Raw genomic sequence first — 23268 nt, forward strand, 5'->3', positions numbered from 1 at the left:
GCTTCGCTCGCTCAGGAACCGGGGCGCAGCGACGAGCCCAAGAGCGCTCAGTGGCCGGCGCGCACTCCGCCCAAGGGGGCGTCGCATGACCAAAGAACTCCGCCGTCTCAGCATCGTGATGCTGTTCATGTTCATCTCGCTGTTCGCCGCGACCAGCTGGATCCAGGTCGTCGAGGCCGACACCCTCGCCCAGGACCCCAACAACCGCCGGACTCTGCTCGACAGCTACGAGATCCAGCGCGGATCGATCATCGTCGACGACGTCGCGATCGCCTCGTCGAACCCGGCGGACGACCGCTACCAGTTCCAGCGCGTCTACACCGACGCGGCGATGTGGGAGCCGGTCACCGGGTACTTCAACCCCGCTCTGCAGTCGGCGACCGGCATCGAGCGCGCGATGAACGCCGACCTCTCGGGTACCGGATCCAGCGCGTTCTTCTCGGAGATCGAGCGCATCCTCTCCGGCCAGCCGCAGACCGGCTTCAGCGTCGAGCTCAGCCTCGACACCGCGGCGCAGACCGCCGCATACCAGGCTCTGCAGGGCCTCAACGGCGCTGTGGTCGCGATCGAGCCGAAGACCGGCCGCATCCTCGCGATGGCCTCGACCCCGGGGTTCGACACCAATCTGCTGGCGACCCACGATGCGGATGCCGCGAACGCGACCTACGACCAGCTCGTCGCCGAGGCGAACAAGCCGCTGTCGAACCGGGCCATCGCCGGCGACCTCAACCCGCCGGGCTCGACCTTCAAGCTCATCGTCGCGGCTGCCGCGTACGAGTCGGGAGACTGGACGCCGGACTCCACACTGCCCAACCCCGCGCGCTTCCAGCTGCCGGGGTCGAACAACACGGTGGCCAACGCCTGGGGTGGCACCTGCGGCGACGGCGACACGGTCACGATCTCCGAGGCGATCAGGCTCAGCTGCAACATCCCGATGGCGGAGCTCGCCGTGCAGCTCGGCGACGACAAGATCCGCGAGATGGCCGAGAAGTTCGGCTTCAACAAGAGCTTCTCCACACCCCTGGAGTCGACGCCGTCGAGCTACCCCCAGGGTCTCGACGACGCGCAGACCGCCCTGTCGGGATTCGGCCAGGGCCAGGTCACCGCGACGCCCCTGCAGATCGCCATGCTGTCGGCGGGGATCGCGAACGACGGAGTGGTCATGAACCCCCGACTCGTCGACACGGTGATCGGCAACGATCTCTCGGTGGTGCGGGCGTTCGATGACACCGAGTTCGGGCGTGCACTCGACGCCACGGTCGCCGATCAGGTGACGGCGTCGATGGTCGCCAGTGTCTCGAACGGCGCTGCCCAGGGTGCAAGAATAGATGGGGTCGATGTCGCCGGGAAGACCGGTACGACCGAGAACGGAAACAAGCCTTACACGTTGTGGTTCACCGGTTTCGCACCGGCGAACGACCCCGAGGTGGCAGTAGCGGTCCTCGTCGAAGACGGCGGCGGACAAGGGCAGTCAGGATCCGGCGACACCATCGCCGCTCCGATTGCGAAGAAGGTCATAGAGGCGGTGCTGGGCAGATGAGACCGACGCAGGGTGTGTCGTTCGGTGGTCGCTACGAGCTGCAGTCGCGTATTGCGATCGGCGGCATGGGCGAGGTGTGGGAGGCGACGGATCACGTCATCGGACGCACCGTGGCCATCAAGATCCTCAAGGACGAGTACATGGGGGACCCCGGGTTCCTCGAGCGGTTCCGCGCGGAGGCGCGGCACGCCGCGCTCGTCAACCACGAGGGGATCGCGAGCGTCTTCGACTACGGCGAGGAGAACGGCAGCGCCTACCTCGTCATGGAGCTCGTGCCCGGCGAGGCACTGTCGACCCTTCTCGAGCGCGACGGTGCGCTGAGCGCCGACAAGACGCTGGACATCGTCGCCCAGACGGCATCCGCTCTGCAGGCAGCGCATGCCGCCGGACTCGTGCACCGTGACATCAAGCCGGGAAACCTGCTGATCACGCCCGACGGCCGCGTCAAGATCACCGACTTCGGAATCGCCCGCATCGCCGACCAGGTGCCGCTGACGGCCACCGGTCAGGTGATGGGAACCGTGCAGTACCTGTCGCCGGAGCAGGCATCGGGACACCCGGCATCGCCGGCGACCGACACCTACTCGCTCGGCATCGTGGCCTACGAGTCCCTCGCCGGCAAGCGTCCGTTCACGGGTGAGTCGCAGGTCGCGATCGCGATGGCGCAGATCAACGAGCAGCCCCCGCCGCTGCCGCCCACCGTGCCGATCCCGGTGCAGAACCTCGTCATGGCGATGATCGCCAAGAAGCCGTCCGATCGCCCGTCGTCGTCGGCCACCGTCGCTCGCGCCGCCCAGGCGCTGCGTCGCGGCGACCTGAACTCCGCGGCCATCGCGGTGCCCGCCATCGCCACGGGCGGTATCGCGTCCGACGACGCGACCCGGCTTCTCACGTCGTCCGGCGCCGAGGGAGCGACCCGCATCCTCCCCACCACCGCACAGCTCCCCACCGGAGTCGCCGCGGAGGACGATGCCGGGACGCCGAAGAAGAAGCGCAGTCCGTGGACCTGGCCGCTCGTCGCCCTCATCGCCCTGCTGGTCATCGTGCTCGGCGGAACCGTCTTCGCGCTGACGAATCAGGGTGACGCCGACCCCGCCCCGGTCGAGACGACCGCCACCACTCCGCCGCCCACGCCCTCGAACACGCCGACGCCGTCGGACACGCCGACGCCGGAGCCCGAGCTGGTCGACGTCGATGCTCTCGGCCTCGAGGGCATGCAGTGCGAGGCCGCGCGCGCCGCGGCGACCAACGCCGGCCTGCAGGCCGAGTGCGTCGAAGGCAACTCGGTGGCGTCGAGCGCCGAGCAGGAGGGAACGGTCGAGTCCGTCCAGCCCGGCGGCAACGTGCCCCCCGGCACCGTCCTCACTCTGACCACCTACAAGGCGCAGGTCCAGGTCGGCAAGCCCGCGGGAACCCCGACGCTCGCCGGGACGCCCACCGAGGGCGAGCCCGTCACGCTCAACTGGCCGTCGTTCGAGTGCCCCTCCGGCACGCCGGCACGATCCGCCTTCGAGGTGACGCTCACGAACGCCACGTTCTCGGGCGGGAACCCGGGTGAGTCGATCCGCAGCTTCGGACCGAGCATCCTGTCGACCCAGATCATCCCCGGAACCGCGGGACAGAGCATCACCGCGACTTTCCGCGTCTTCTGCGGAAGCGACATGCCGTCCGAGCAGTCGGATGCCATGAAGGGCGTCGTGATCATCCCCGCTGTGACAGAGGGTGGCGACGACAAGGGCTGATCGGACGATCGCACCGTAGTCTGAAAGAATTCATCAGCTGGTATCAGGGGGTCAGTACGTGTCGACAGAGCCACGCGTTCTCGCGGGACGCTACCGCGTCGACGAGCTCATCGGGCACGGCGGGATGGCGAAGGTCTACCGCGGCCAGGACCTGACGCTCGGTCGTGCGGTGGCCATCAAGATCCTCGACCCCGAGCTCGCTCGTGACACGGCGTTCCGCACGCGGTTCCGGCTCGAGGCGCAGTCGGCCTCGCGCATGTCGCACCCGTCCATCGTCCGCGTCTACGACGCCGGCGACCCGTCGACGGCCGACAGCGGAACGGATGAGCCGCCGTACATCGTCATGGAGCTGATCAGCGGCACGCTGCTGAAGGACATCATCGCGAAGGGCCCCGTGCCCGTCGATGACGCGGTGCGCTACGTCGACGGCATCCTCGAGGCGCTCGACTACTCGCACCGCGCGGGCGTCGTGCACCGCGACATCAAGCCGGGCAACGTCATGGTCACCGACAAGGGCCAGGTCAAGGTCATGGACTTCGGCATCGCCCGAGCCGTGTCGGACTCCTCGTCGACGGTCGCCGAGACCACTCAGATCATCGGCACCGCCGCCTACTTCTCGCCCGAGCAGGCCAAGGGCGAGCCGGTCGACGCGCGTGCCGACCTCTACTCCACCGGTGTCGTGCTGTACGAGCTGCTCACCGGGCGCCAGCCGTTCCGCGGCGAGTCGCCCGTCGCCGTCGCGTACCAGCACGTGAGCGAGACTCCCGTGCCGCCGACCGAGGTCAACGAGGACTCCCCCGGAGCCCTCGATCCGATCGTGCTGCGCGCTCTCGCGAAGGACCCGTACCAGCGGTACCCGGATGCCGCGCACTTCCGTTCCGCGCTGGATTCCGCGGTGTCCGGTCATGCTCCGAGCCGCAAGGAGCTCGGGGCCCTGACCAGCGAGCTCTACGGTCCGAGCCCCCGCGCCGCACAGGAGACCGCCCGCTCGCTCAGGCAGCTGAGCACCGACACGACGATGGCGCGGACGCAGTCCGGTCCGCCCGTCGCCTGGATCTGGGCGGGCGTCGCACTCCTCGCCGTGCTGCTGGCGTCCGTGCTGTTCTGGGTGTGGACGCTCAGCATGCGTCCCGACGAGGTGCCGTCGACGTCACGGCAGGTGCCCGACCTCGTGAACGTGTCGTCCGAACGCGCACAGGACGACCTGAGCGAACTCGATCTCACGGCGAAGCTCATCCTCGAATCGAGCAGCGGCATCACCGAGGGCAATGTCATCCGCACCGATCCCGAGGCGGGGACAGCGGTGCGGGAAGGCGACTCGGTGACCGTCTACGTGTCCTCCGGCAAGGAGACCGTGGTGGTGCCGATCCTGGAGGGCCTGTCTCTCTCGGCGGCGAAGGACGCCCTCGCGGCCGCCGGCCTCGAACTCGGCACGGTGCGACAACAGAACGACAACGGTCTGGCAGCGGACACCGTGATGGAGGCGAGCGAGGCGGCCGAGACGGAGGTCGCACCGAAGACGGTCGTGAACCTCGTGGTCGCGAGCGGTCGCGTGACCCTCACCGATGTCACCGGCTGGACGCTGGAGGCGGCGCAGGCGGAGCTCGAGCGCATCGGCCTCACGCCGAGCCCGGTCGAGCTCACCGACTGCCCCGGAGCGACGCCACCGACGGTCGCCTCGATGTCGGCCGCGCCGGGCGATGTCGAGATCGGGTCGACGGTCGAACTGCGCTACTGCGCAGCGGCGGCGGGCTGACTCCGACCCGCGCCGGACGCCGCCAGCGGATGCAGCCGTTCCGATCGTGCGACGGCGGCGTCGTCGCCGCACATCCGCAGCCAATTCGCGAGGAGCCGGTACCCGCCCTCGGTGAGCACGCTCTCCGGGTGGAACTGCACGCCGACAATGGGCAGCGTCGTGTGCTGCAGTGCCATCACGGTGCCGCTGCCGGCACGCGCGGTGACGATGACATCATCGGGCAGCGTCGACTCCGCCAACGCCAGTGAGTGGTACCGCCCGGCGGTGAAGGGCGACGGGATGCCGGCGAACAGCGCGGACCCGTCGTGCACGACGTGCGACACCATCCCGTGCATCAGTTCGGGCGCCTCGGTGACCGGGGCGCCGAACGCGGTGCCGATGACCTGGTGTCCGAGGCAGACGCCGAGCAGCGGCCTGCGCGTGCGCGCCGCGATGCGCACGGCGTCGAGGGAGGAGCCTGCTTCGTCAGGCGATCCGGGCCCGGGTGAGACCATCACGCCGTCGACGTCGGCGAGCAGTCGCTCGAGCGCGGTGGTGTCCACCGCATCGGCCTCGACGAGCGTCACCTCGGCGCCGAGCTCTCGCAGATATCCGACCAGGGTGTGCACGAAGCTGTCGTGATTGTCCACGACGAGCACTCGCGTCATTCGAGGTCGACCTCCCCGGGAGCGACGATCGGGCTGATCCAGGGGAACACGAACCAGAACAGACCGTAGAGCACGGCCGCGATCAGGACGAGGAGGAGGAAGAGCTTGAGCCACCACGGACCGGGCAGCAGGCGCCAGAGGGCTGCATACATGTGTCGTCTCGTTCCTTCGGGCTAGATCGACGGGCCGGCCGGCGGCGGGGGCGGATCGGTCAGGGCTGGGGGCGGGCCCTCCGCGCGCGGCTGGAAGCTCTCGAACACGCCGTAGGCCACGATGCGCTCAGCGAGCGAGTACAGCGGGGAGCATGCGGTGAGGGTGATGTACCGCTCCCCCGTCTCAGCGCCGGGCATCTGCGGCACGTCGAGCAGCACCTCTGTCTGGCTGGGCTTGACGTACTCGAGCGTGCGGAAGCGGTAGGTGAACCAGCCGTCGGGCGTCTCGACGACGATCGCGTCGCCGAGCTGCAGCTTGTCGAGCTGGTTGAAGGGCTTTCCCCAGGTGGTGCGGTGTCCGGCCATCGAGAAGTTGCCGACCTCGCCGGGCATCTTCGAGTCGGTGTAGACGCCGATTCCCAGGTCGTCGAGCGTGCGAGCGCGGCTCGTGCCGCCGTAGATGCCCACGTTGTACGCGGAACCGAATCGCGGCACATGCATCTGGCCGAGCAGCTGGGTGTCGGCGGGCGGGGCCGGGATCACCGGCTCGTAGACCGTGGTGCCGTCGTCGGTCTCGATCACGGGTGGCAGCTCGGGCGGCGGTCCTTCTGCCCACTCCTGCGAGACCGCCGCGCCCTCGTCGTTCTTCTGGGCGCTGATGATGATGTCGCCGATCCACATCTGCCACGCGACGAACAGCAGCACGAGCACGCCGGCGGTGAGCAGCAGTTCACCGAGGACTCCCGTGAAGGTCGCGCGCGGACGACGGCGGCGACGGCGAAGGCGTCGCTCCCCCGAGACGACGGATGCAGTCATGGCGTGATCTTATCGCCCAGACCTGGAGTCCCGCCCACACCGCGGGATTCCGTGCGATATACGAGACTTCGGTACACTGGCGGAATGGCACGCGACCGTAACACCGAAGAACCCGAAGTTCCGCGCAGCGAAGGCGAAGCCGCGCCCAACGCCGTGTGGTTCAAGCCGGTGATGGTCGGCTTCATGCTGCTCGGCCTGGCGTGGATCCTCGTGTTCTACATCTCGGGCATGCAGTTCCCGATTCCGGGCCTCGACAACTGGAACCTGGCCATCGGCCTCGGCATCGCCCTGATCGGCTTCCTGATGACCACGCGCTGGCGCTGACCCGCCGCCGTCGCTTCGAAGAAGGCCCCTCCCGCATCTGCGGGAGGGGCCTTCTTCTGCGTGCAGCGTCGATCGGACATCCGAGTTATCCACAGGTTATCCCCACCCTGGGGAGAATTACACGGATGTTATTCACACCGGTTGAGAACCCTGTTAACAACTCCTGATCAGGAGTAAACGGTCGTGATCAGGAAGGGGGCGAGCACGAACACGAGCAGCACCAGCGCGACGACGACCGCCGCGAGCAGCAGGATCTGCGCGATCCGCTGCTCTCGACGCCGGGTACGGGTGAGGATGAACGCGACGAGCGCTCCGACAATCGCACCGCCGAGGTGCGCCTGCCAGGCGATCCCGCCGATCACGAACCCGATGATGAAGTTGATGCCGAGGATCACGAGGATGCCGGTGACGTTCGCGCCGATGTGCCGTCCGATGATGAGGAGGGCGGCCATCAGGCCGAAGATCGCGCCGGACGCACCGACGGTCGCACCGGAGGGATCGAGCAGCGCGACAGCGACGGAGCCGCCGAGTCCGCTGATCAGGTAGAGCGAGAGATAGCGCGCTCGACCCAGCATCGGCTCGAGGTTCTGCCCCAGCATCCACAGCGCGAGCATGTTCAGAGCGAGATGAAGGAACCCGCCGTGCGCGAAGACCGCGGTGAGCAGGCGCCACGGCTCGAAGGGCAGGAGCGAGAGATCGGGGTACAGGTACCTCGGTGCGAACAGCAGCTGCGCCGTGACGGCGTCGCCGAGGCCGGGGATCAGCTGCACGAGCCCGATGAACGAGGTGATCGCGAGCAGCACATACGTCACCATCGGCTTGCCGCTGCGCACGGTAGCCGTGGCGGTGTTGCGACCGCCCCATCGGCGCTCGGCCCGCTTCTGCGCGGGAGTGCGGCTCTTGCGCTGCTCAGCCATGCACTCGGGGCAGATCACGCCGACGGCGGCCTGCGTCTGGCACTCGGGGCAGATCGTGCGCAGGCACCGCTGACAGAGCACGAAGCTCTGCCGATCCGGATGCCGGTAGCAGAAGTTGTCGCGATTGCCCGCGAACTCAGGCGTCGTCATCCGGATCGGCCCGCGTCGTCAGGCTGCGACGATGTCGATCGACTGCAGCACGACCGGCTCGATCGGGCGATCGCCCGCAGCGGTCGGCACAGCGGCGATCTTGTCGACGACGGCCTTGGAGGCGTCGTCGGCGACCTCGCCGAAGATCGTGTGCTTGCCCTGCAGCCAGGGGGTCGGGTCGGTGGTGATGAAGAACTGCGAGCCGTTGGTGCCCTCTGCCTTGCCGGTGATGGCGTTGCGACGCAGGCCGGCGTTGGCCATGGCGAGGATGTAGGGCTCGGCGAAGGTGAGCTCCATGTTGATCTCGTCGTCGAAGTTGTAGCCGGGGCCGCCGACGCCCTGTCCGAGCGGGTCGCCGCCCTGGATCATGAAGTTCGGGATGATTCGGTGGAAGACGACGTCCTTGTACAGGGGGCCCTCGCCCGGCTTGCCGGTGGCGGGGTGCGTCCAGTCCTGGGTGCCGTCGGCGAGACCGACGAAGTTCTTGACCGTCTTCGGGGCGTGATCTCCGAAGAGGTTGATGACGATGTCACCGTGGTTGGTGTGCAGGGTTGCGACATGAGAAGCGTTGACCATGCGTTCATTCTCTCAGAGCTTCCGGTGCGCGGGCCGTGCGCTAGCGCTGATCGACGCCAGATGCAAGGGTTCGGCGATTCCCTCCCCCCATCCAGGGTCGCGTGGCAAGATGGGGAACCCGTACTCCAATCGACAGGAGAGCATCGTGAGCATCAGCCGCAAGCGGAAGAAGGAGCTGCGTCGTCTTCAGTCCGACGCGAACCAGCTCTGGGAGAACCAGCAGGTCCTGGTCGGCCATGCGGCCGACGTCGCGCGTGAGGCCGGACGCCAGCTCGGCCACTTCGGCCGCGAGCAGGTCGGACCCGTCGTGCAGGACACCTACAACCGTCGCGTGGCGCCGGTCGTCGATCGCGGAGTCCGCTTCGGTCATCACGTCGTCGACGACAAGGTCGTCCCGATCGTCGGTGGCGTCGTGGGCACTGCGCTCACCGCATGGGACGTCGCGAACTCCAAGCGCGAAGGCGTCGTGAAGAAGGTCCGCAAGGCGACGAAGCCCGAGCCGAAGGGCCCCAGCGCCGGGTCGATCATCGCGATCATCCTCGGTGCCGCAGCTGCGGCCGGCGTGCTGTACGCCGCCTGGCAGGCGCTTCGCGCGGATGACGAGCTCTGGGTCGCAGACGACCCGCTCTCCGCACCCGACGCGTGACTTCACCGACGGATCCGCCGGCTTCCGAGCCGGCGGATCTTCATGCACGGGTGCGGGAGGCCGCCGCGTCACGAGGCCTCGATATCGAGATCCTCGAACGTCCGGCCGCCGGGAGCCTCTACGAGGCAGCGGAGCTCCTCGGCATCCCCGCCTCCGGCATCGTCAAGACACTGGTCGTCAAGCGGTCCGACGACACCTACCTCTTCGCCCTCGTCCCGGGCGGGCGCTCGATCTCGTGGCCGAAGCTGCGTGCCGTGGTCGGCGTCAACAAGCTCCGTCTGCCGGAACCGGATCTCGCTCTGGCGGCGACGGGCTATGAACGAGGCACCATCGTGCCGATCGGCAGCACGACCGCGTGGCCGGTCTTCGCCGACGAGTCCATCGTGGGTCAGCGCATCGCGATGGGTGCTGGCGCCCACGGGTACAGCCTCTTCGTCGACGCCGACGACCTGATCGCGGCATACGACGCCACGGTCGCAGACATCTCGGTCCCCGAGGAACCGCGCGCCTGACTCAGAGGATGCCCGCCATCCGCAGGGCGATGTCGACCAGTTTGACGCGCTGCAGCTCCGCCACCGCTCTGCGGGGGAACCACTCCGCCATGTCGGTGGACCCCTCCGTCTCGAACCGCAGCCGTCCGCCGCGCACCGTCGCCCGGTAGACGATGCGCAGTGTGTGCAGGGGCTGATCCGACGGCGTCACGCGCTGGGTCGCCGGAATCACCCGCGAGTGGATCCCGAGCAGTTCGCCGACCTTGACGGTGTACCCCGTCTCTTCCCGAAGCTCGCGGCGCACCGCGTCTTCCGGAGCCTCGCCGGGCTCCAGTCCGCCACCCGGCATGGTCCAGGCGACCCGCCGTCCCTCGATCCAGCGCGCCAGGAGTATGCGCCCGTCGTCATCGGTGACGACCGCGTATGCCGCGACCCGCATGTCCATGAGAACACCATAGTTCGCGCCGACGCAGAGGTCGCCGTATGTGTCCGATGCACGGATGCCGCGGCACATCGATCAGGAATCGAGAAGCACCGCGCCGACCCGATCCGTAGTCTGAAGCCATCACGCGACACCCGAGGAGAGGATCGACCATGGCGGACGACGAGAAGAACTTCAGCGCGGAGGAGCGCGAGGCCATGAAGGAGGCGGCAGCCGACAAGCGCAGATCCCGCTCGCGCTCCAAGAAGACCCCGGAGGACGTGCGGGCAGAGGGACTGGCCGATCTCGAGGCAGCCATCGCCAAGCTGCCCGACGCGGACGACCGCACGCTGTCTGCGGCGTTGCACGATCTCGTCAGCGAGGTCGCGCCCGAACTGGTGCCTCGCACCTACTACGGCATGCCCGCGTGGGGGAAGGACGGCAAGGTGCTGTGCTTCTTCCAGCCCGCGAGCAAGTTCAAGGCCCGCTACGGCACCTTCGGCTTCGAGCCGATCTCGAACCTCGACGACGGCACCATGTGGCCCACGGCATATGCGCTGCTCGACCTGTCGGCGGGCAACCGCAAGGTGCTGAGCGAGCGCATCCGTCTCGCTGTCAGCTGAGTCCGCAGGCGTGGCGGGGTGTGCGCGCAGTAGCGTGGACGCGTGAGCACACTGCCGTTCTTCCCCGCATCCGTCTACGCCGCCCGACTCGATCGGGCGTCGGCCCTGGCCGCCGAAGCGGGTCTCGACGGGATCGTCGTGGGCCCGGGCCCAGACCTCGAGTACCTCGTGGGTGTCGAGGGCGACACGATCGAGCGCCTCACCGCGCTGATCCTCGGCCCCGGCACGGCTGCGACGGTCGTCGTCCCTCGGATGGAACTGGCGAAGGTGCGCAGTACTGCCGTGGGTGATCTCGGTCTCGCGGTCGCGGACTGGGTCGATGGCGAGGATCCGTACGAACTCGTCGCCGCCGCCCTCGGGGAGGTGTCCAGGGTCGGCGTCTCCGATGCGCTTCCGGCGCTGCACGTGGTGCCTCTGGCGCGGAGACTCGGCGTGGACATCGAGCTCGCGACGCCGGTGCTGCGCGAGGGCCGCATGATCAAGGACGCCGACGAGGTGACCGAGCTGCGCAGAGCCGGGGCGGCGATCGACGCCGTGCACCGACGTGTGCACGAGTGGCTGCGTGCCGGCCGCACCGAGCGCGCGGTGGCGGCGGACATCGCCGACGCCATCGTCGCCGAGGGACACCGCACGGTGGAGTTCGTCATCGTGGGATCCGGTCCGAACGGCGCCGACCCGCACCATGAGGTCTCGGACCGCGTCATCCAGGACGGAGACGTCGTCGTCGTCGACATCGGGGGAGCGGTGCCCAGCGGCTACAACTCCGACAGCACGCGCACCTACGTCGTCGGAACCCCCGCCCCCGACGCGGCGGAGCGGATCGACGCGCTGGTGCGCGCCCAGCAGGCCGCCGTCGACGCCGTGCGCCCCGGGGCGACCGCGCACGACGTGGATGCCGCGGCGCGCGGCGTGCTTGCCGACGCGGGTCTCGCCGACGCGTTCCTTCATCGCACGGGTCACGGAATCGGCGTCTCGGTGCACGAGGAGCCCTACATCGCGCCCGGCAACGACCTCGTCCTTCGCGAGGGCATGGCCTTCAGCATCGAACCCGGCATCTACTTCGCCGGGCACTGGGGCGCACGCATCGAGGACATCGTCGTGGTGACGGCAGACGGATGCGAGCGCCTGAACGTCGCCCCTCACGAGCTCACTCCGGTCGGCTGACACGGGGATCGCCCGACGGACCCGTCCCGGGGCGGTCAAGCCCCTGTCGCATGTCGCACCACGAGGGCAGACTGCCGGACATGGCATCTGTCGGCGGCGCGCATTCCACGACGAAGGACGACACGGGCGACGGCGGCCCCGAGCGCACTCCCGACGGTCACCATGTGATCATCGACGGACGCCGCTGGCGGGCGACGGATCCGTCGATCCCCGACTCCTTCCGGCAGGAGCTGGTGGACGAGCTCATGGCGGCGCGGCGCGCGGTCAGAGGTGCGGAGTCCGATGCCCGACGACGCGTGCAGGATGCGAAGACCGCTCTGGGCGAGCGCGGAGCGCCCTGGTGGGACGAGCGTGCAGGGGAGGCGTTCGACGAGAGGATCGCGGCGACCATCCGTGCTCTCACGCGCAGACGCGACGGCTCGTCGATCTGCCCGAGCGATGTGGCCCGCGCGATCGGCGGGGAATCCTGGCGAGCGCTGATGCCCGAGGTGCGGCGCATCGCGAGCACCCTCGCGGACGGCGACGAGATCGTGGTCACGCAGAAGGGCGAGACCGTCGACATCCGCCAGGCGAGAGGTCCGGTGCGGATGATCCGCGGGCCGCGACTCTGAACCGTCGGACGGCCTCAGATGACGTCGTAGTATCCGCCGTAGGGATAGTCGAGGTCGCCGGTGTCGCGCGAGTCGTACGCGACCGTCGCGACGCTGATGGTGACATGGCTCCGTGGGGTGATCAGCACGCTCACCGACCTGTTGCCGACCACGACGAGGTCGACGAAAGTGCCGGTGCCTCGTGTCGCCTCCTCGATGCGGTGACGAAGATCTCCCACGTCCTGGTCTTGGGACAGCAGGAAGCTCGTCCCGTCGAACGTGATCTCGGTCTGGACCATAGTGGACTTCTCCTCACCCATGACCGGCACGTTACGCCCGAGTCGCGGAGCTGAGAAGGGGGGTTGCGATCCTTGCGAAGACATGAAAGAAGGGTCCGTCGGGTCGTGGGCTGTGGCGCGGCCGTAGTTGTTAACAGGGTTGTTAACACCTGTGGAGGGCGGGAAACGAGAAGGCCCCGCACATGGCGGGGCCTTCTCGAACTGTCTCAACACAGTGTGGAGCCTAGGAGATTCGAACTCCTGACATCCTGCTTGCAAAGCAGGCGCTCTACCAACTGAGCTAAGGCCCCGTGAGGGATTTCTTGAGTTGATGAGTGGGCCCACCAGGACTTGAACCTGGGACCTCTTCATTATCAGTGAAGCGCTCTAACCGCCTGAGCTATGGGCCCGTCAACCTCCGAAACTTTACCGGAGATTTCCGGATTTACCCAATCGAGGGCGGGGGACCGTCGAACCCCCGCCCTCGACGAGGATCATCGACCGGGACGGATCGTGACGCTTCCCGCCGCGAGAGACACATCGATCGATCGCCGGGCGGCGGCGGACTGCTCGACCTTGGCGTCGAGGGACCCCGCGCTGACCTCCTGCGTGATCGCGTACGCCTCGTCCGGCACGGTGAGATCGACCGAGCCCGCGCTCACGTCGATCGTCGTCGTGGAGGGCGCCCGTCCGGTCAGATCGATGTTGAGGTCCCCCGCCGAGACGCTGAGCGTCGCGCTGTCGACACCGTCGAGCAGGGCGTCGGCGCGGCCGGCGCTCATGTCGAGGCTCAGAGCGCTCGCAGACCCCTCGACATCGAGCGCCCCCGCGTTCACGGTGATGTCGAGTTCCCCGAAGTCCCCGACCACGTCGAGACTGCCGGCATCGAGGGTCATGTCCGCATCCAGGGCGGCGTCGCGCAGACTGTCCGGCAGCGTCAGCACCGCCGACTGGTCGTCACCGAACCAGCTGCCGAACCACCATCCGAACTCGAAGTCCGGCGAGTGCACGACCAGTTCGTCTCCCTCGCGCTCGAGGGACCACGCCGGTCCACGGCTGTTGGTGATCGAGAGCCGTGCCTCATCGACATCGCCGAACTCGACGCGCATGTTCCCCGCGTCCACATCCAGATCGATGCCCTGCAGCCCGGTCACCTCCGCGGTCTGCACCGCGTCTCCCGCGTCGGTCGACGACGACGAGAGCAGACCCCGGGTGCCGGCGACGGCCGCCGTGCCGCCCGAGACGAGCAGCGCGATGCCGCCGACCACGGCCGTGACGACCAGGACCGCTGTCGCCCCCGGAGTGCGGCCGCGATCCGTGCGTGGCGCGGGGGACTGCTGCTCCGACGAAGCGGGGGCGGCCGTGGTCGTCTCGGGGGCCGCCGGCGGCGGCGTCAGGGGCGTGTGGCCGCCCCGGTGGTCGTCGTTGGTCGTCATCGTCCCGCTCCTGTCTGTCCGGTCGGCGTCGTACCGCCGGTGTTCTCGATGTGCGCGAGCGCCGCCAGCACGCGTCGGTTGCCCGACTCGCCCTGCTCGAAGCCCAATTTCTGGAAGATCGCGGTGATGTGCTTCTCGACGCTGGCCTCGGAGAGGAAGAGCAGACCGGCGATCGCCTGGTTCGACTTGCCCTCCGCGATCAGCGCCAGCACGGTGCGTTCGCGTTCGGTGAGCCGCTGCATCCGGTCGTCCCGATTGCGACGGGTGAGCAGCTGCGCCACGACCTCGGGGTCGAGCACGGTCGCACCCTCGGAGATCCGCTGGACGGAGGCGAGGAACTCCGAGACGTCCGCGACGCGATCCTTGAGCAGGTAGCCGAGCGGACCGCCCTGTGCGGCGATGAGGTCGGAGGCGTAGCGCTCCTCCACATACTGCGACAGCACGAGGAGCGGGAGCGTGGGATTCGTCGCGCGCAGCCCGAGTGCGGCCCTGATGCCCTCATCGGTGAACGTGGGAGGAAGGCGCACGTCGAGGATGCAGAGCTCGGGGTCGCTCGCGGACACCGCCTCCTGCAGTCCTTCGACATCGGGCAGGGCGGCGACCACGGTGTGCCCGGCGTCCTCGAGCAGTCGCACGAGTCCCTCACGCAGCAGGACCGAGTCCTCGCAGATCAGGATGCGCATGGCACGTTCACCTCCAGGCTGGTCGGGCCGCCGACGGGACTCTCCAGGCGGAAGGTGCCGCCGGCGGCGAGCACGCGGTTCGCGATGCCGTCGAGGCCGCCGCCGGGCTGCACCTGGGCGCCGCCCATGCCGTTGTCTTCGACGCGGGCCCAGAGGATGCCGCCCTCGCGCCGCCGCACGGTGACCCTGGCCTCGCTGGCGCGGGAGTGCTTCGCGGCGTTGGTGAGCGATTCGGCGATCGAGAAGTACACCGCGGCCTCGGCCTCACGGCTGCACCGCCCGTCCATCCGCACGTCGAGGCTCACCGGGATGTGCGAGCGTCCCGCGAGCGCGGACAGCGCGGCGTCGAGACCGCGGTCGTCGAGAACCGAGGCGTGGATGCCGCGGGCGAGCTGTCGCAGCTCGGTGATGGCCGCCTTGGTCGACGTGTGCGCCTCGGCGATGAGCTCCTTGGCGGCACCCGGGTCATGATCGATCTTCTGCTGGGCGAGCCCGAGGGTCATGCCCACCGACACCAGCCGGGGCTGGACGCCGTCATGCAGGTCGCGCTCGATGCGGGTGCGTTCGACATCGGCCGCACGCACCGCTCCCTCGCGCTGGGCGGAGCTGGCTCGCACCCTTTCGGTCAGCTCGGCCTCACGGCTGCGGACGACGATCGAGAGCGCGAGCACGCGGTGCAGCAGGGCGAGACCGATCATGCCGGCGAGTGAGGCGGCCAGTCCGAGGATGCCGACGACCGGTGCCCACGCGACGGGGATGCCCCCGCCTCCGAACGGGCCGATGACGGCGTCGGTGGCGGTCAGGGGAGCGAAGCAGATGATCACCGACCACACGACGCCCCACGCCAGGCGCAGCACGATCCAGCCGAGCACCGCGGTGATCGCGAAGTTCGCGAGCGCCCGCCACATCCGGCCGTCGATCGACTGCCGTCCCAGGGAACGCAGCCACCCGACGAAGCCGGGACGGTCCCGTGGGCGCAACCGCAGCGGTGCGATCGGAGTCCGATACAGTGCTCCCACCCGGGCGACCTCGAACCAGCCGACGCCGAACAGCGCGTAGACGAGGCCGACGAGGAGCACAGCCCCGATTCCGGCCGCGAAGAGCAGACCGAGGCCCGTGCCGAGCAGTCCCGAGAGGGTCGCGAAGATGAAGCCGCCGATGACCCCGATGCCGGCCAGATGCAGGATCGAGAGAAAGAGGCGAAGCGGCGGCTTCGTGGCCGTCACCTCGGGTGGCGTGGCAGTCTGTGTCGTCATGGTTCCAAGGTACGGCGGGGCTGACGAGGCCGACACCGAGGCAGCCGGACACCCGATGTCGGGTTTTCCCTACCTTCGCCACCCGGGAACGACTGAGGGGCGGATGCTGTGCGCATCCGCCCCTCAGAGAAACCCGGGAGGTCAGTTCGACATGAAGCCGACGAGCAGCCCGCCGGTCACCTTCACGGCGACGTTGTAGATCCCGGCCACGACAGCGCCGAGGACGGTGAAGACGATCAGGTTCAGGATCGAGACCACGGCCGCGAACGCCATCACCTGCGGCAGACCGGCGATCTCGGAGATGCGCACGGACTCGTCGGTGACGACGCCGACGAAGTCGTCCGCCTGAGCGAGGATCCCGGTGGCCTGGAGCACGAGGTAGATCAGGAAGAACGACACCATCGTGACGATCGCGAGCGCGACGGCTCCCAGGAACGAGAGCTTCACAGCCGACCAGAAATCGACGTACACCAGACGCAGGCGCACCTGCTTGCCTCCGGTCTTGCGCGTGGACTTCTTCGCCAGCTTGTCGGCTACTGTGCTCATGCGTCTGCTTCCTCAGGGTTCTCGGTCGTCTCGGGGGCGGCGGCACCGGGGTCCGATTCCGCCTCGTCCGCTTCGGCGTCGTCGGTGAGGCCGCGCTCGCTGTTGCGGGCGATGGCGAGGATCCGGTCCGCTTCCGTCGTGCGGGCGAACACCACTCCCATGGTGTCTCGGCCCTTCGCCGGCACCTCGGCCACGGCAGAGCGTACCACCTTGCCGCTGGAGAGAACCACCAAGACCTCGTCGTCCTCCGCCACCATCAGACCACCTGCGAGGGTGCCCCGATCGTCGTTGAGTTTGGCGACCTTGATGCCGAATCCACCGCGTCCCTGGACGCGGTACTCCTCGATCGCGGTGCGCTTCGCGTACCCGCCGTCGGTGACCACGAACACGAAGTGCCCCGGTGCGGCGACGGATGCGGAGAGCAGGCTGTCGCCCTCGCGGAACTTCATGCCCTTCACACCGGCCGTCGCACGGCCCATGGGACGCAGCGCCTCGTCCGTCGCACTGAACCGTACCGACATCCCTCGACGGCTGATGAGCAGGATGTCGTCCTCGGCGTTGACCATGAGGGCCGAGACGAGCTCGTCCTCGTCGTTCAGACGGATCGCGATGACGCCGCCCTGGCGGTTGGTGTCGTAGCTGTCGAGTCTCGTCTTCTTGACCAGACCGTCGCGCGTCGCGAGGACGAGGTAGTCCGCCACCGCGTAATCGCGGATGTCGAGCACCTGCGCGATGTTCTCGTCCGGCTGCAGGGCGAGCAGGTTCGCGACGTGCGTGCCCTTCGCATCGCGACCGGCCTCGGGGACCTCGTAGGTCTTCGAGCGGTACACGCGACCCTTGTCGGTGAAGAACAGCAGCCAGTGGTGCGTGGTCGTCACGAAGAAGTGCTCGACGATGTCATCCGCGCGCAGCTGTGCGCCCTTGATGCCCTTGCCGCCACGGTGCTGCGACCGGTAGTTGTCACTGCGCGTGCGCTTGATGTACCCGGCGCGGGTGATGGTGACCACCATCTCCTCTTCGGCGATGAGGTCCTCCATCGACACGTCGCCGTCGAATCCGTGCAGGATGTGCGTGCGACGGTCGTCGCCGAAACGGTCGACGATGCCGGTGAGCTCCGCCCGGATGATGTCGCGCTGCAGGGACTCGTCGGCCAGGATCGCCTTGTACTCGGCGATGAGGGACTCGAGCTCCGCTGCCTCATCGAGGATCTTCTGTCGCTCCAGTGCCGCCAGACGACGCAGCTGCATCGACAGGATCGCGTCGGCCTGGTCGTCGTCGATGTCGAGAAGGACCTTCAGACCGGTGCGCGCCTCGTCGACCGTGGGGGAGCGGCGGATGAGCGCGATGACCTCATCCAGCGCATCGAGCGCCTTCAGGTATGCGCGCAGGATGTGCATGCGCGCCTCCGCCTTCGCCAGGCGGAAGCGGGTGCGACGGACGATGACCTCGAGCTGGTGGGTGATCCAGTGGGTGACGAAGCCGTCGATCGCCAGTGTCCGGGGGACACCGTCGACGATCGCCAGCATGTTCGCGCCGAAGTTCTCCTGCAGCTGCGTGTGCTTGTACAGGTTGTTGAGCACGACCTTGGCGACCGCGTCGCGCTTGAGGACGACGACGAGGCGCTGACCCGTACGGTCCGAGGACTCGTCGCGGATGTCGGCGATGCCGGTGATCTTGCCGTCACGGGCGAGGTCGCCGATCTTCACCGCCACGTTGTCGGGGTTGACCTGGTACGGCAGCTCGGTGATCACGAGGCACGTGCGACCCTGGATCTCCTCGACGTTGACGACCGCGCGCATTGTGATCGATCCACGCCCGGTGCGGTACGCCTCCTGCACGCCCTTGGTTCCGAGGATCTGCGCACCGGTGGGGAAGTCCGGGCCGGGGATGCGCTGGATCAGTCCCTCGAGCAGCTCCTCGCGGGGCAGACCCGGGTTGTCGAGCGCCCAGAGCGCGGCCGCCGACACCTCGCGCAGGTTGTGCGGGGGGATGTTGGTCGCCATGCCGACCGCGATGCCGACCGACCCGTTGACGAGCAGATTGGGGAAGCGGGCCGGGAGGACCGTGGGCTCCTGCGTCTGACCGTCGTAGTTGTCGGTGAAGTCGACCGTGTCCTCTTCGATGTCCCGCACCATCTCGAGCGCGAGCGGGGCCATCTTCGTCTCGGTGTATCGCGGAGCCGCGGCGCCCATGTTGCCGGGCGAACCGAAGTTCCCCTGCCCCAGGGCCAGCGGATAGCGCAGCGACCACGGCTGCACGAGGCGGACGAGGGCGTCGTAGATCGCCGAGTCGCCGTGCGGGTGGTACTGACCCATGACCTCGCCCACGACACGGGCGCACTTCGAGAAGGACTTGTCGGGGCGGAAGCCACCGTCGTACATGCCGTAGATCACCCGTCGGTGCACGGGCTTGAGTCCGTCGCGCACGTCGGGCAGCGCACGACCGACGATGACGGCCATCGCGTAGTCGAGGTAGCTGCGCTGCATCTCGGACTGCAGGTCGACCTGGTCGATCTTGCCGTGATCGTGTGCCAGCTCGGGGCGTTCTTCGTCAGTCATGTGTGTTGTCGATTCCGGTCGGTGTCGAACGAATGCGGGCGCGCCTCAGCGCGTCAGATGTCGAGGAAGCGGACGTCCTTGGCGTTGCGCTGGATGAATCCGCGGCGGGACTCGACGTCCTCGCCCATCAGCACGCTGAAGATCTCGTCGGCTGCCGCGGCATCCTCGATCGTGATCTGCTGCAGAGTGCGGGTCGCGTGGTCCATCGTCGTCTCCCACAGCTCCTTCGGGTTCATCTCACCGAGACCCTTGTAGCGCTGGATGCCGGCATCCTTGGGGATCCGCTTGCCGTTCTCGAGGCCGTGCTTGAGCAGAGCATCGCGCTCGGCGTCGCTGAACACGTATTCGTGCGGCTGGTTCGTCCACTTGAGGCGATACAGCGGCGGCATCGCGAGGTACACGAAGCCGGCCTCGATGAGCCCGCGCATGTAGCGGAAGAGCAGCGTCAGCAGCAGGGTGGTGATGTGCTGACCGTCGACGTCGGCATCGGCCATCAGCACGATCTTGTGATACCGCGCCTTCTCGATGTCGAACTCCTCGCCGATGCCCGTGCCGAAGGCCTGGATCATCGCCTGGACCTCTTTGTTGGCCAGAGCCTTGTCGAGGCGCGCGCGCTCGACGTTGAGGATCTTTCCGCGGAGAGCGAGGATCGCCTGCGTGTGCGGGTCGCGACCCTGCACGGCCGAGCCGCCGGCGGAGTCACCCTCGACGAGGAAGATCTCACTGATCGACGGGTCCTTGCTCGTGCAGTCCTTGAGCTTGTCGGGCATCGCGGCCGATTCGAAGACGCTCTTGCGGCGTGCGGTCTCGCGGGCCTTGCGGGCCGCCAGACGTGCGGTCGCGGCGTCGATCGCCTTGCGGATGATGTTCTTGGCCTGGATCGGGTTGCGGCCGAACCAGTCGCCGAGCTGATCGCCGACGACCTTCTGCACGAACGCCTTGGCCTCGGTGTTGCCGAGCTTGGTCTTGGTCTGGCCTTCGAACTGCGGCTCGCCCAGCTTGATCGAGATGACCGCGGTCAGTCCCTCGCGCACGTCGTCGCCGGAGAGGTTGTCGTCCTTCTCTTTGAGGAGGTTGTTCGCACGCGCGTACTTGTTCACGAGCGTGGTCAGTGCCGCGCGGAAGCCCTCTTCGTGCGTCCCGCCCTCGTGAGTGTTGATCGTGTTCGCGTAGGTGAAGACGTTCTCGGTGTAGGAGGTGGTCCACTGCATCGCGACCTCGAGCGAGATCTTGCGCGAGGTGTCCTCGGACTCGAACGCGATGATCTCGTCGTTGACGACCTCGGCGTGACGGGCCTTGTTCAGGTACTCCACGTAGTCGACGAGGCCACGCTCGTACAGGAACACGTCGTTCGGCTGGGTGAGCGTCGCCTGACCGTCGACCTCGACCTCGTATGCCGACTTCGGTCGCTCGTCGGACAGCTCGATGCGGAGTCCCTTGTTCAGGAACGCCATCTGCTGGAATCGTGTACGCAGCGTGTCGTACTCGAAGTCCGTGGTCTCGGTGAAGATCTCGGCGTCGGGCCAGAACGTGATGCTGGTTCCGGTCTCGTCGGACGCCTCGCCCTTCTCGAGCTTCTGCTGCGGAACGCCGCCGTCGGCGAAGCTGTGGCGCCAGACGAAGCCCTTCTGCTTCACCTCGACGTCGAACCGGGTCGAGAGCGCGTTCACGACGGACGAGCCGACGCCGTGCAGACCGCCGGAGACCGCGTACGCGCCGCCGCCGAACTTTCCGCCGGCGTGCAGGATCGTCAGGACGACCTCGACGGTGGATTTCGTCGGGTCGGAGGAGTGCGGGTCGACGGGGATGCCGCGGCCGTTGTCGATCACCCGCACGCCGCCGTCCTCGAGCAGAGTCACGAAGATCGTGTCGGCGTAGCCAGCCAGCGCCTCGTCGACGGAGTTGTCGACGATCTCGTAGACGAGGTGATGCAGACCGCGCGGTCCCGTGGAGCCGATGTACATTCCCGGGCGCTTGCGGACCGCTTCGAGACCCTCGAGGATCTGGATGGAGTCGGCACCGTACTCACCGGGCTGCTTCACCTTGGGTGAGATCTTGTTGTTCTCGGTGGCGGGGGTCTCCCCGGTGGTGGATTCCGTCTCGTCAGCGGGGGATTCAGGCGTCATCAGAGGGCATTCTCCACATCGATATCACGAACTCCCAGTCTAGCGGTCTTTCGTGCCGATATGCGGCTCAGCGGCCTCGTGTGGCCCTCTGAGCCGTCCGGACCCCCTTCGTGGTGTCCTACCCGTAGGTATCGCGCGGGCCCCGTCCTGGAACGACTCTGGGACCCCATTTCCATGACGGTACGTCCGGTCCGATGAAGCGGAGGTTCTCGACCCCAGCGTCGGGATACCGCCGTCCGATCTCTGTGAGGATCGTCCCGCGCATGAACTGCAGGTTCTTCGCCCAGGCCGTCGAATCGCACTTCACCGTGAGGACGCCGCGCTCGAGAGAGACCGGCTCGGAGTGCTTCGCGGTGTCGGCGCCGGCCAGATCGGCCCACTGACGCACCAGATCCTCGCGCGCCAGGGTCTTCTGCCACCCCGAGTCGTGAGCCAGCTTGTCGAGCACCGCGCCGAGGGGTCCGGGGTCGCGACCGGGCGTGAACGGAGCGTTGTCGTCGTCGGTGACCACCCGGCGCTTGCGCTTCCAGTTCTTCGAACTCGGCTTCAGTCCACGCAACCGGAGATAGGTGGCGACCGTCTCGGGGGCCTCGGATGCCGGCACGGCGGCGGGATCAGTCATCCGACGCCTCCCTCTCATCGCTGATGGTCCCTGCGGAGATCCTCACGACGTGCGCGTGCAGGACCTCGGGGATGTCCTCTTCGACCGCGGCGGTCACCACCACCTGCTCGTACCCGGCGGTGAGGGTGGCGAGGCGCTGACGACGATCGGCGTCGAGCTCGGCGAACACGTCGTCGAGGATGAGCACCGGATCTCCGGCCGGCGACTCGGCGCGCAGCAGCTCGGCCGACGCGAGACGCAGGGCGAGGGCCACGGACCAGGATTCCCCGTGCGAGGCGTAGCCCTTGACGGGGAGACCGCGCACGCTGAGCACCAGGTCGTCGCGATGCGGACCGGTGAGGGTGAGGCCGCGATCGAGCTCGTTCGAGCGCTTCGCGAGCAGCGCGGCGTGGAACATCTCGGCGATGTCGCCGGAGCTCTCGGCGGTGGCGGGCACTCCGGCCTCGGGCTCCTCGGGATCCGCGCCGCGGACCGAGAGCGCCCACTCCAGCCGCGGCCGGTGATCCTCTCCGGCGATCGCCGCGTAGGCCTCGGCGACCGGCTGCTGGAGGTCGATGGCCAGGCGCTGTCGCGCGGAGATGATCTCGGCGCCGAGTGACACGAGCTTGTCGTCCCAGACGTCGAGAGTGCTGAGCCCCTCGCCCTTGATCCCCCGCGCCCGTGCCGATTTCAGCAGCGCGTTGCGCTGTTTGAGCACGCGGTCGTAGTCGGCGAGCACCGATGAGAGGCGCGGAGTGCGCTGGATCAGCAGCTGGTCCACGAATCGACGTCGCGCGGAGGGATCTCCGCGCACGATCTGCAGGTCCTCCGGCGCGAAGAGCACGACGTGGGCGTAACGCGGGAGCTCGTTCGTCTTGGACGGAGACCCGTTGATGCGCGCCTTGTTGGATCCCTGCTTGTTCAGCTGGACCTCGACGAGGACCTTGCGCTCACCGTGCGAGAGACGAGCGCGGATGACGGCGAAATCCTGTCCTTCCCGCACCATCGGCGCGTCGGAGGAGACCCGATGGGATCCGAGCGTCGCCAGGAACACCACGGCCTCGGCGAGATTCGTCTTGCCCTGGCCGTTTCTGCCCACCAGCACGTTGGGACCGCGGTGGAGGGCGAGATCGGCGGTCGCGTAATTGCGGAAATCGACCAGACTCAGGTGCTCCACAATCACGCTGTCAGCCTACCTTCGGGGTCTGACACTGCCCAGGTCGTGCCGG

General features: G+C 68.0%; 24 protein-coding genes and 2 tRNA genes. 9 read left to right on the top strand and 17 right to left on the bottom strand.

Annotated features, from left to right (window positions below; translation table 11 throughout):
- The first annotated feature begins 85 nt into the window (after positions 1-85).
- Genes FQ142_RS01315 through pknB form a run of 3 tightly spaced genes read left to right on the top strand, consistent with a single transcriptional unit; the run spans position 86 to position 5038 of the window.
- A complete protein-coding gene (locus tag FQ142_RS01315) occupies positions 86-1540 on the top strand; it encodes a peptidoglycan D,D-transpeptidase FtsI family protein (protein WP_149421917.1) in 1455 nt (484 codons plus the stop codon).
- Positions 1537-3282: a protein kinase domain-containing protein gene (locus FQ142_RS01320; protein ID WP_149421918.1), complete on the top strand. Its 1746-nt coding sequence runs from the start codon at positions 1537-1539 to the stop codon at positions 3280-3282. The genes FQ142_RS01315 and FQ142_RS01320 overlap by 4 nt, the downstream gene beginning before the upstream one ends.
- A 58-nt stretch (positions 3283-3340) precedes the next feature.
- Positions 3341-5038, top strand: a complete 1698-nt coding sequence (gene pknB, locus FQ142_RS01325; protein ID WP_149421919.1) for a Stk1 family PASTA domain-containing Ser/Thr kinase — start codon at positions 3341-3343, stop codon at positions 5036-5038.
- Here the strand turns inward: pknB and FQ142_RS01330 are convergent.
- The 3 genes from FQ142_RS01330 to FQ142_RS01335 are packed head-to-tail and all read right to left on the bottom strand — an operon-like array spanning position 5014 to position 6653.
- A complete protein-coding gene (locus tag FQ142_RS01330) occupies positions 5014-5685 on the bottom strand; it encodes an anthranilate synthase component II (RefSeq protein WP_149421920.1) in 672 nt (223 codons plus the stop codon). The two genes, pknB and FQ142_RS01330, sit on opposite strands and share 25 nt — an antisense overlap.
- Entirely contained in the window at positions 5682-5837 is a 156-nt protein-coding gene (locus FQ142_RS17360; RefSeq protein ID WP_188042264.1) for a hypothetical protein, read from the bottom strand. Before FQ142_RS17360 ends, FQ142_RS01330 begins: the two co-directional genes overlap by 4 nt.
- Before the next feature lie 21 nt (positions 5838-5858).
- Positions 5859-6653, bottom strand: coding sequence for a class E sortase (locus FQ142_RS01335; RefSeq protein WP_149421921.1), 795 nt, complete (start codon positions 6651-6653; stop codon positions 5859-5861).
- Between the two features lie 84 nt (positions 6654-6737).
- On the opposite strand from FQ142_RS01335, the gene FQ142_RS01340 reads away from it, so the two are divergent.
- The gene (locus FQ142_RS01340) at positions 6738-6977 is read left to right on the top strand and encodes a cell division protein CrgA (protein WP_045254022.1); all 240 of its coding nucleotides are present in this window, start codon (positions 6738-6740) and stop codon (positions 6975-6977) included.
- Positions 6978-7144: 167 nt separating this feature from the next.
- Here FQ142_RS01340 and FQ142_RS01345 read toward each other — a convergent pair whose 3' ends face one another.
- Entirely contained in the window at positions 7145-8044 is a 900-nt protein-coding gene (locus FQ142_RS01345) for a rhomboid family intramembrane serine protease (protein ID WP_149421922.1), read from the bottom strand.
- 18 nt (positions 8045-8062) lie between these two features.
- Positions 8063-8620, bottom strand: a complete 558-nt coding sequence (locus tag FQ142_RS01350; protein WP_045254020.1) for a peptidylprolyl isomerase — start codon at positions 8618-8620, stop codon at positions 8063-8065.
- 145 nt (positions 8621-8765) lie between these two features.
- Here FQ142_RS01350 and FQ142_RS01355 point away from each other — a divergent pair, with 145 nt between their 5' ends.
- Entirely contained in the window at positions 8766-9266 is a 501-nt protein-coding gene (locus FQ142_RS01355) for a hypothetical protein (protein ID WP_056419116.1), read from the top strand.
- Between the two features lie 50 nt (positions 9267-9316).
- Positions 9317-9778 (top strand): aminoacyl-tRNA deacylase, encoded by a 462-nt coding sequence (locus FQ142_RS01360; RefSeq protein ID WP_188042322.1) that lies wholly within the window; start codon positions 9317-9319, stop codon positions 9776-9778.
- Between the two features lies 1 nt (position 9779).
- On the opposite strand, the gene FQ142_RS01365 is transcribed toward FQ142_RS01360, so the two are convergent.
- Positions 9780-10202 (bottom strand): NUDIX hydrolase, encoded by a 423-nt coding sequence (locus FQ142_RS01365; RefSeq protein WP_056414396.1) that lies wholly within the window; start codon positions 10200-10202, stop codon positions 9780-9782.
- 149 nt (positions 10203-10351) lie between these two features.
- On the opposite strand from FQ142_RS01365, the gene FQ142_RS01370 reads away from it, so the two are divergent.
- The 3 genes from FQ142_RS01370 (at position 10352) to FQ142_RS01380 (ending at position 12576) form a co-directional block, all read left to right on the top strand.
- Positions 10352-10801, top strand: a complete 450-nt coding sequence (locus tag FQ142_RS01370; protein WP_056414398.1) for a DUF1801 domain-containing protein — start codon at positions 10352-10354, stop codon at positions 10799-10801.
- Positions 10802-10843: 42 nt separating this feature from the next.
- Complete coding sequence (locus tag FQ142_RS01375; protein ID WP_149421923.1) at positions 10844-11965, top strand: M24 family metallopeptidase; 1122 nt, start codon at positions 10844-10846, stop codon at positions 11963-11965.
- An 80-nt stretch (positions 11966-12045) separates the two neighbouring features.
- Positions 12046-12576, top strand: coding sequence for a DUF3253 domain-containing protein (locus tag FQ142_RS01380; protein ID WP_149421924.1), 531 nt, complete (start codon positions 12046-12048; stop codon positions 12574-12576).
- A 14-nt stretch (positions 12577-12590) separates the two neighbouring features.
- Here FQ142_RS01380 and FQ142_RS01385 read toward each other — a convergent pair whose 3' ends face one another.
- The 11 genes from FQ142_RS01385 to recF all read right to left on the bottom strand — a co-directional run bounded on the left by FQ142_RS01385 (position 12591) and on the right by recF (position 23222).
- Complete coding sequence (locus tag FQ142_RS01385; RefSeq protein WP_149421925.1) at positions 12591-12854, bottom strand: hypothetical protein; 264 nt, start codon at positions 12852-12854, stop codon at positions 12591-12593.
- 217 nt (positions 12855-13071) lie between these two features.
- Positions 13072-13144: transfer RNA gene (locus FQ142_RS01390), tRNA-Ala, on the bottom strand.
- Positions 13145-13169: 25 nt separating this feature from the next.
- Positions 13170-13243: transfer RNA gene (locus FQ142_RS01395), tRNA-Ile, on the bottom strand.
- Positions 13244-13327: 84 nt separating this feature from the next.
- Positions 13328-14269, bottom strand: a complete 942-nt coding sequence (locus tag FQ142_RS01400; RefSeq protein WP_188042265.1) for a DUF4097 family beta strand repeat-containing protein — start codon at positions 14267-14269, stop codon at positions 13328-13330.
- Positions 14266-14952: a LuxR C-terminal-related transcriptional regulator gene (locus FQ142_RS01405; protein ID WP_149421926.1), complete on the bottom strand. Its 687-nt coding sequence runs from the start codon at positions 14950-14952 to the stop codon at positions 14266-14268. The genes FQ142_RS01400 and FQ142_RS01405 overlap by 4 nt, the downstream gene beginning before the upstream one ends.
- Positions 14940-16208 carry a sensor histidine kinase gene (locus FQ142_RS01410; RefSeq protein WP_149421927.1) on the bottom strand — a complete coding sequence of 423 codons (1269 nt, stop codon included), beginning with the start codon at positions 16206-16208 and terminating at the stop codon, positions 14940-14942. The genes FQ142_RS01405 and FQ142_RS01410 overlap by 13 nt, the downstream gene beginning before the upstream one ends.
- 141 nt (positions 16209-16349) lie before the next feature.
- Positions 16350-16754: a DUF3566 domain-containing protein gene (locus FQ142_RS01415; RefSeq protein ID WP_056414409.1), complete on the bottom strand. Its 405-nt coding sequence runs from the start codon at positions 16752-16754 to the stop codon at positions 16350-16352.
- The gene (gene gyrA, locus FQ142_RS01420) at positions 16751-19312 is read right to left on the bottom strand and encodes a DNA gyrase subunit A (RefSeq protein ID WP_149421928.1); all 2562 of its coding nucleotides are present in this window, start codon (positions 19310-19312) and stop codon (positions 16751-16753) included. Before gyrA ends, FQ142_RS01415 begins: the two co-directional genes overlap by 4 nt.
- Positions 19313-19365: 53 nt before the next feature.
- Positions 19366-21438 (bottom strand): DNA topoisomerase (ATP-hydrolyzing) subunit B, encoded by a 2073-nt coding sequence (gene gyrB / locus FQ142_RS01425; RefSeq protein WP_056414416.1) that lies wholly within the window; start codon positions 21436-21438, stop codon positions 19366-19368.
- A 118-nt stretch (positions 21439-21556) separates the two neighbouring features.
- Positions 21557-22060 (bottom strand): DUF721 domain-containing protein, encoded by a 504-nt coding sequence (locus tag FQ142_RS01430; RefSeq protein WP_056414419.1) that lies wholly within the window; start codon positions 22058-22060, stop codon positions 21557-21559.
- Positions 22053-23222 (bottom strand): DNA replication/repair protein RecF, encoded by a 1170-nt coding sequence (recF, locus tag FQ142_RS01435; protein ID WP_149421929.1) that lies wholly within the window; start codon positions 23220-23222, stop codon positions 22053-22055. Before recF ends, FQ142_RS01430 begins: the two co-directional genes overlap by 8 nt.
- Between the last annotated feature and the right edge of the window lie 46 nt (positions 23223-23268).

It is taken from the genome of Microbacterium sp. ANT_H45B (genome assembly GCF_008369345.1).
Taxonomy (GTDB): Bacteria; Actinomycetota; Actinomycetes; order Actinomycetales; family Microbacteriaceae; genus Microbacterium.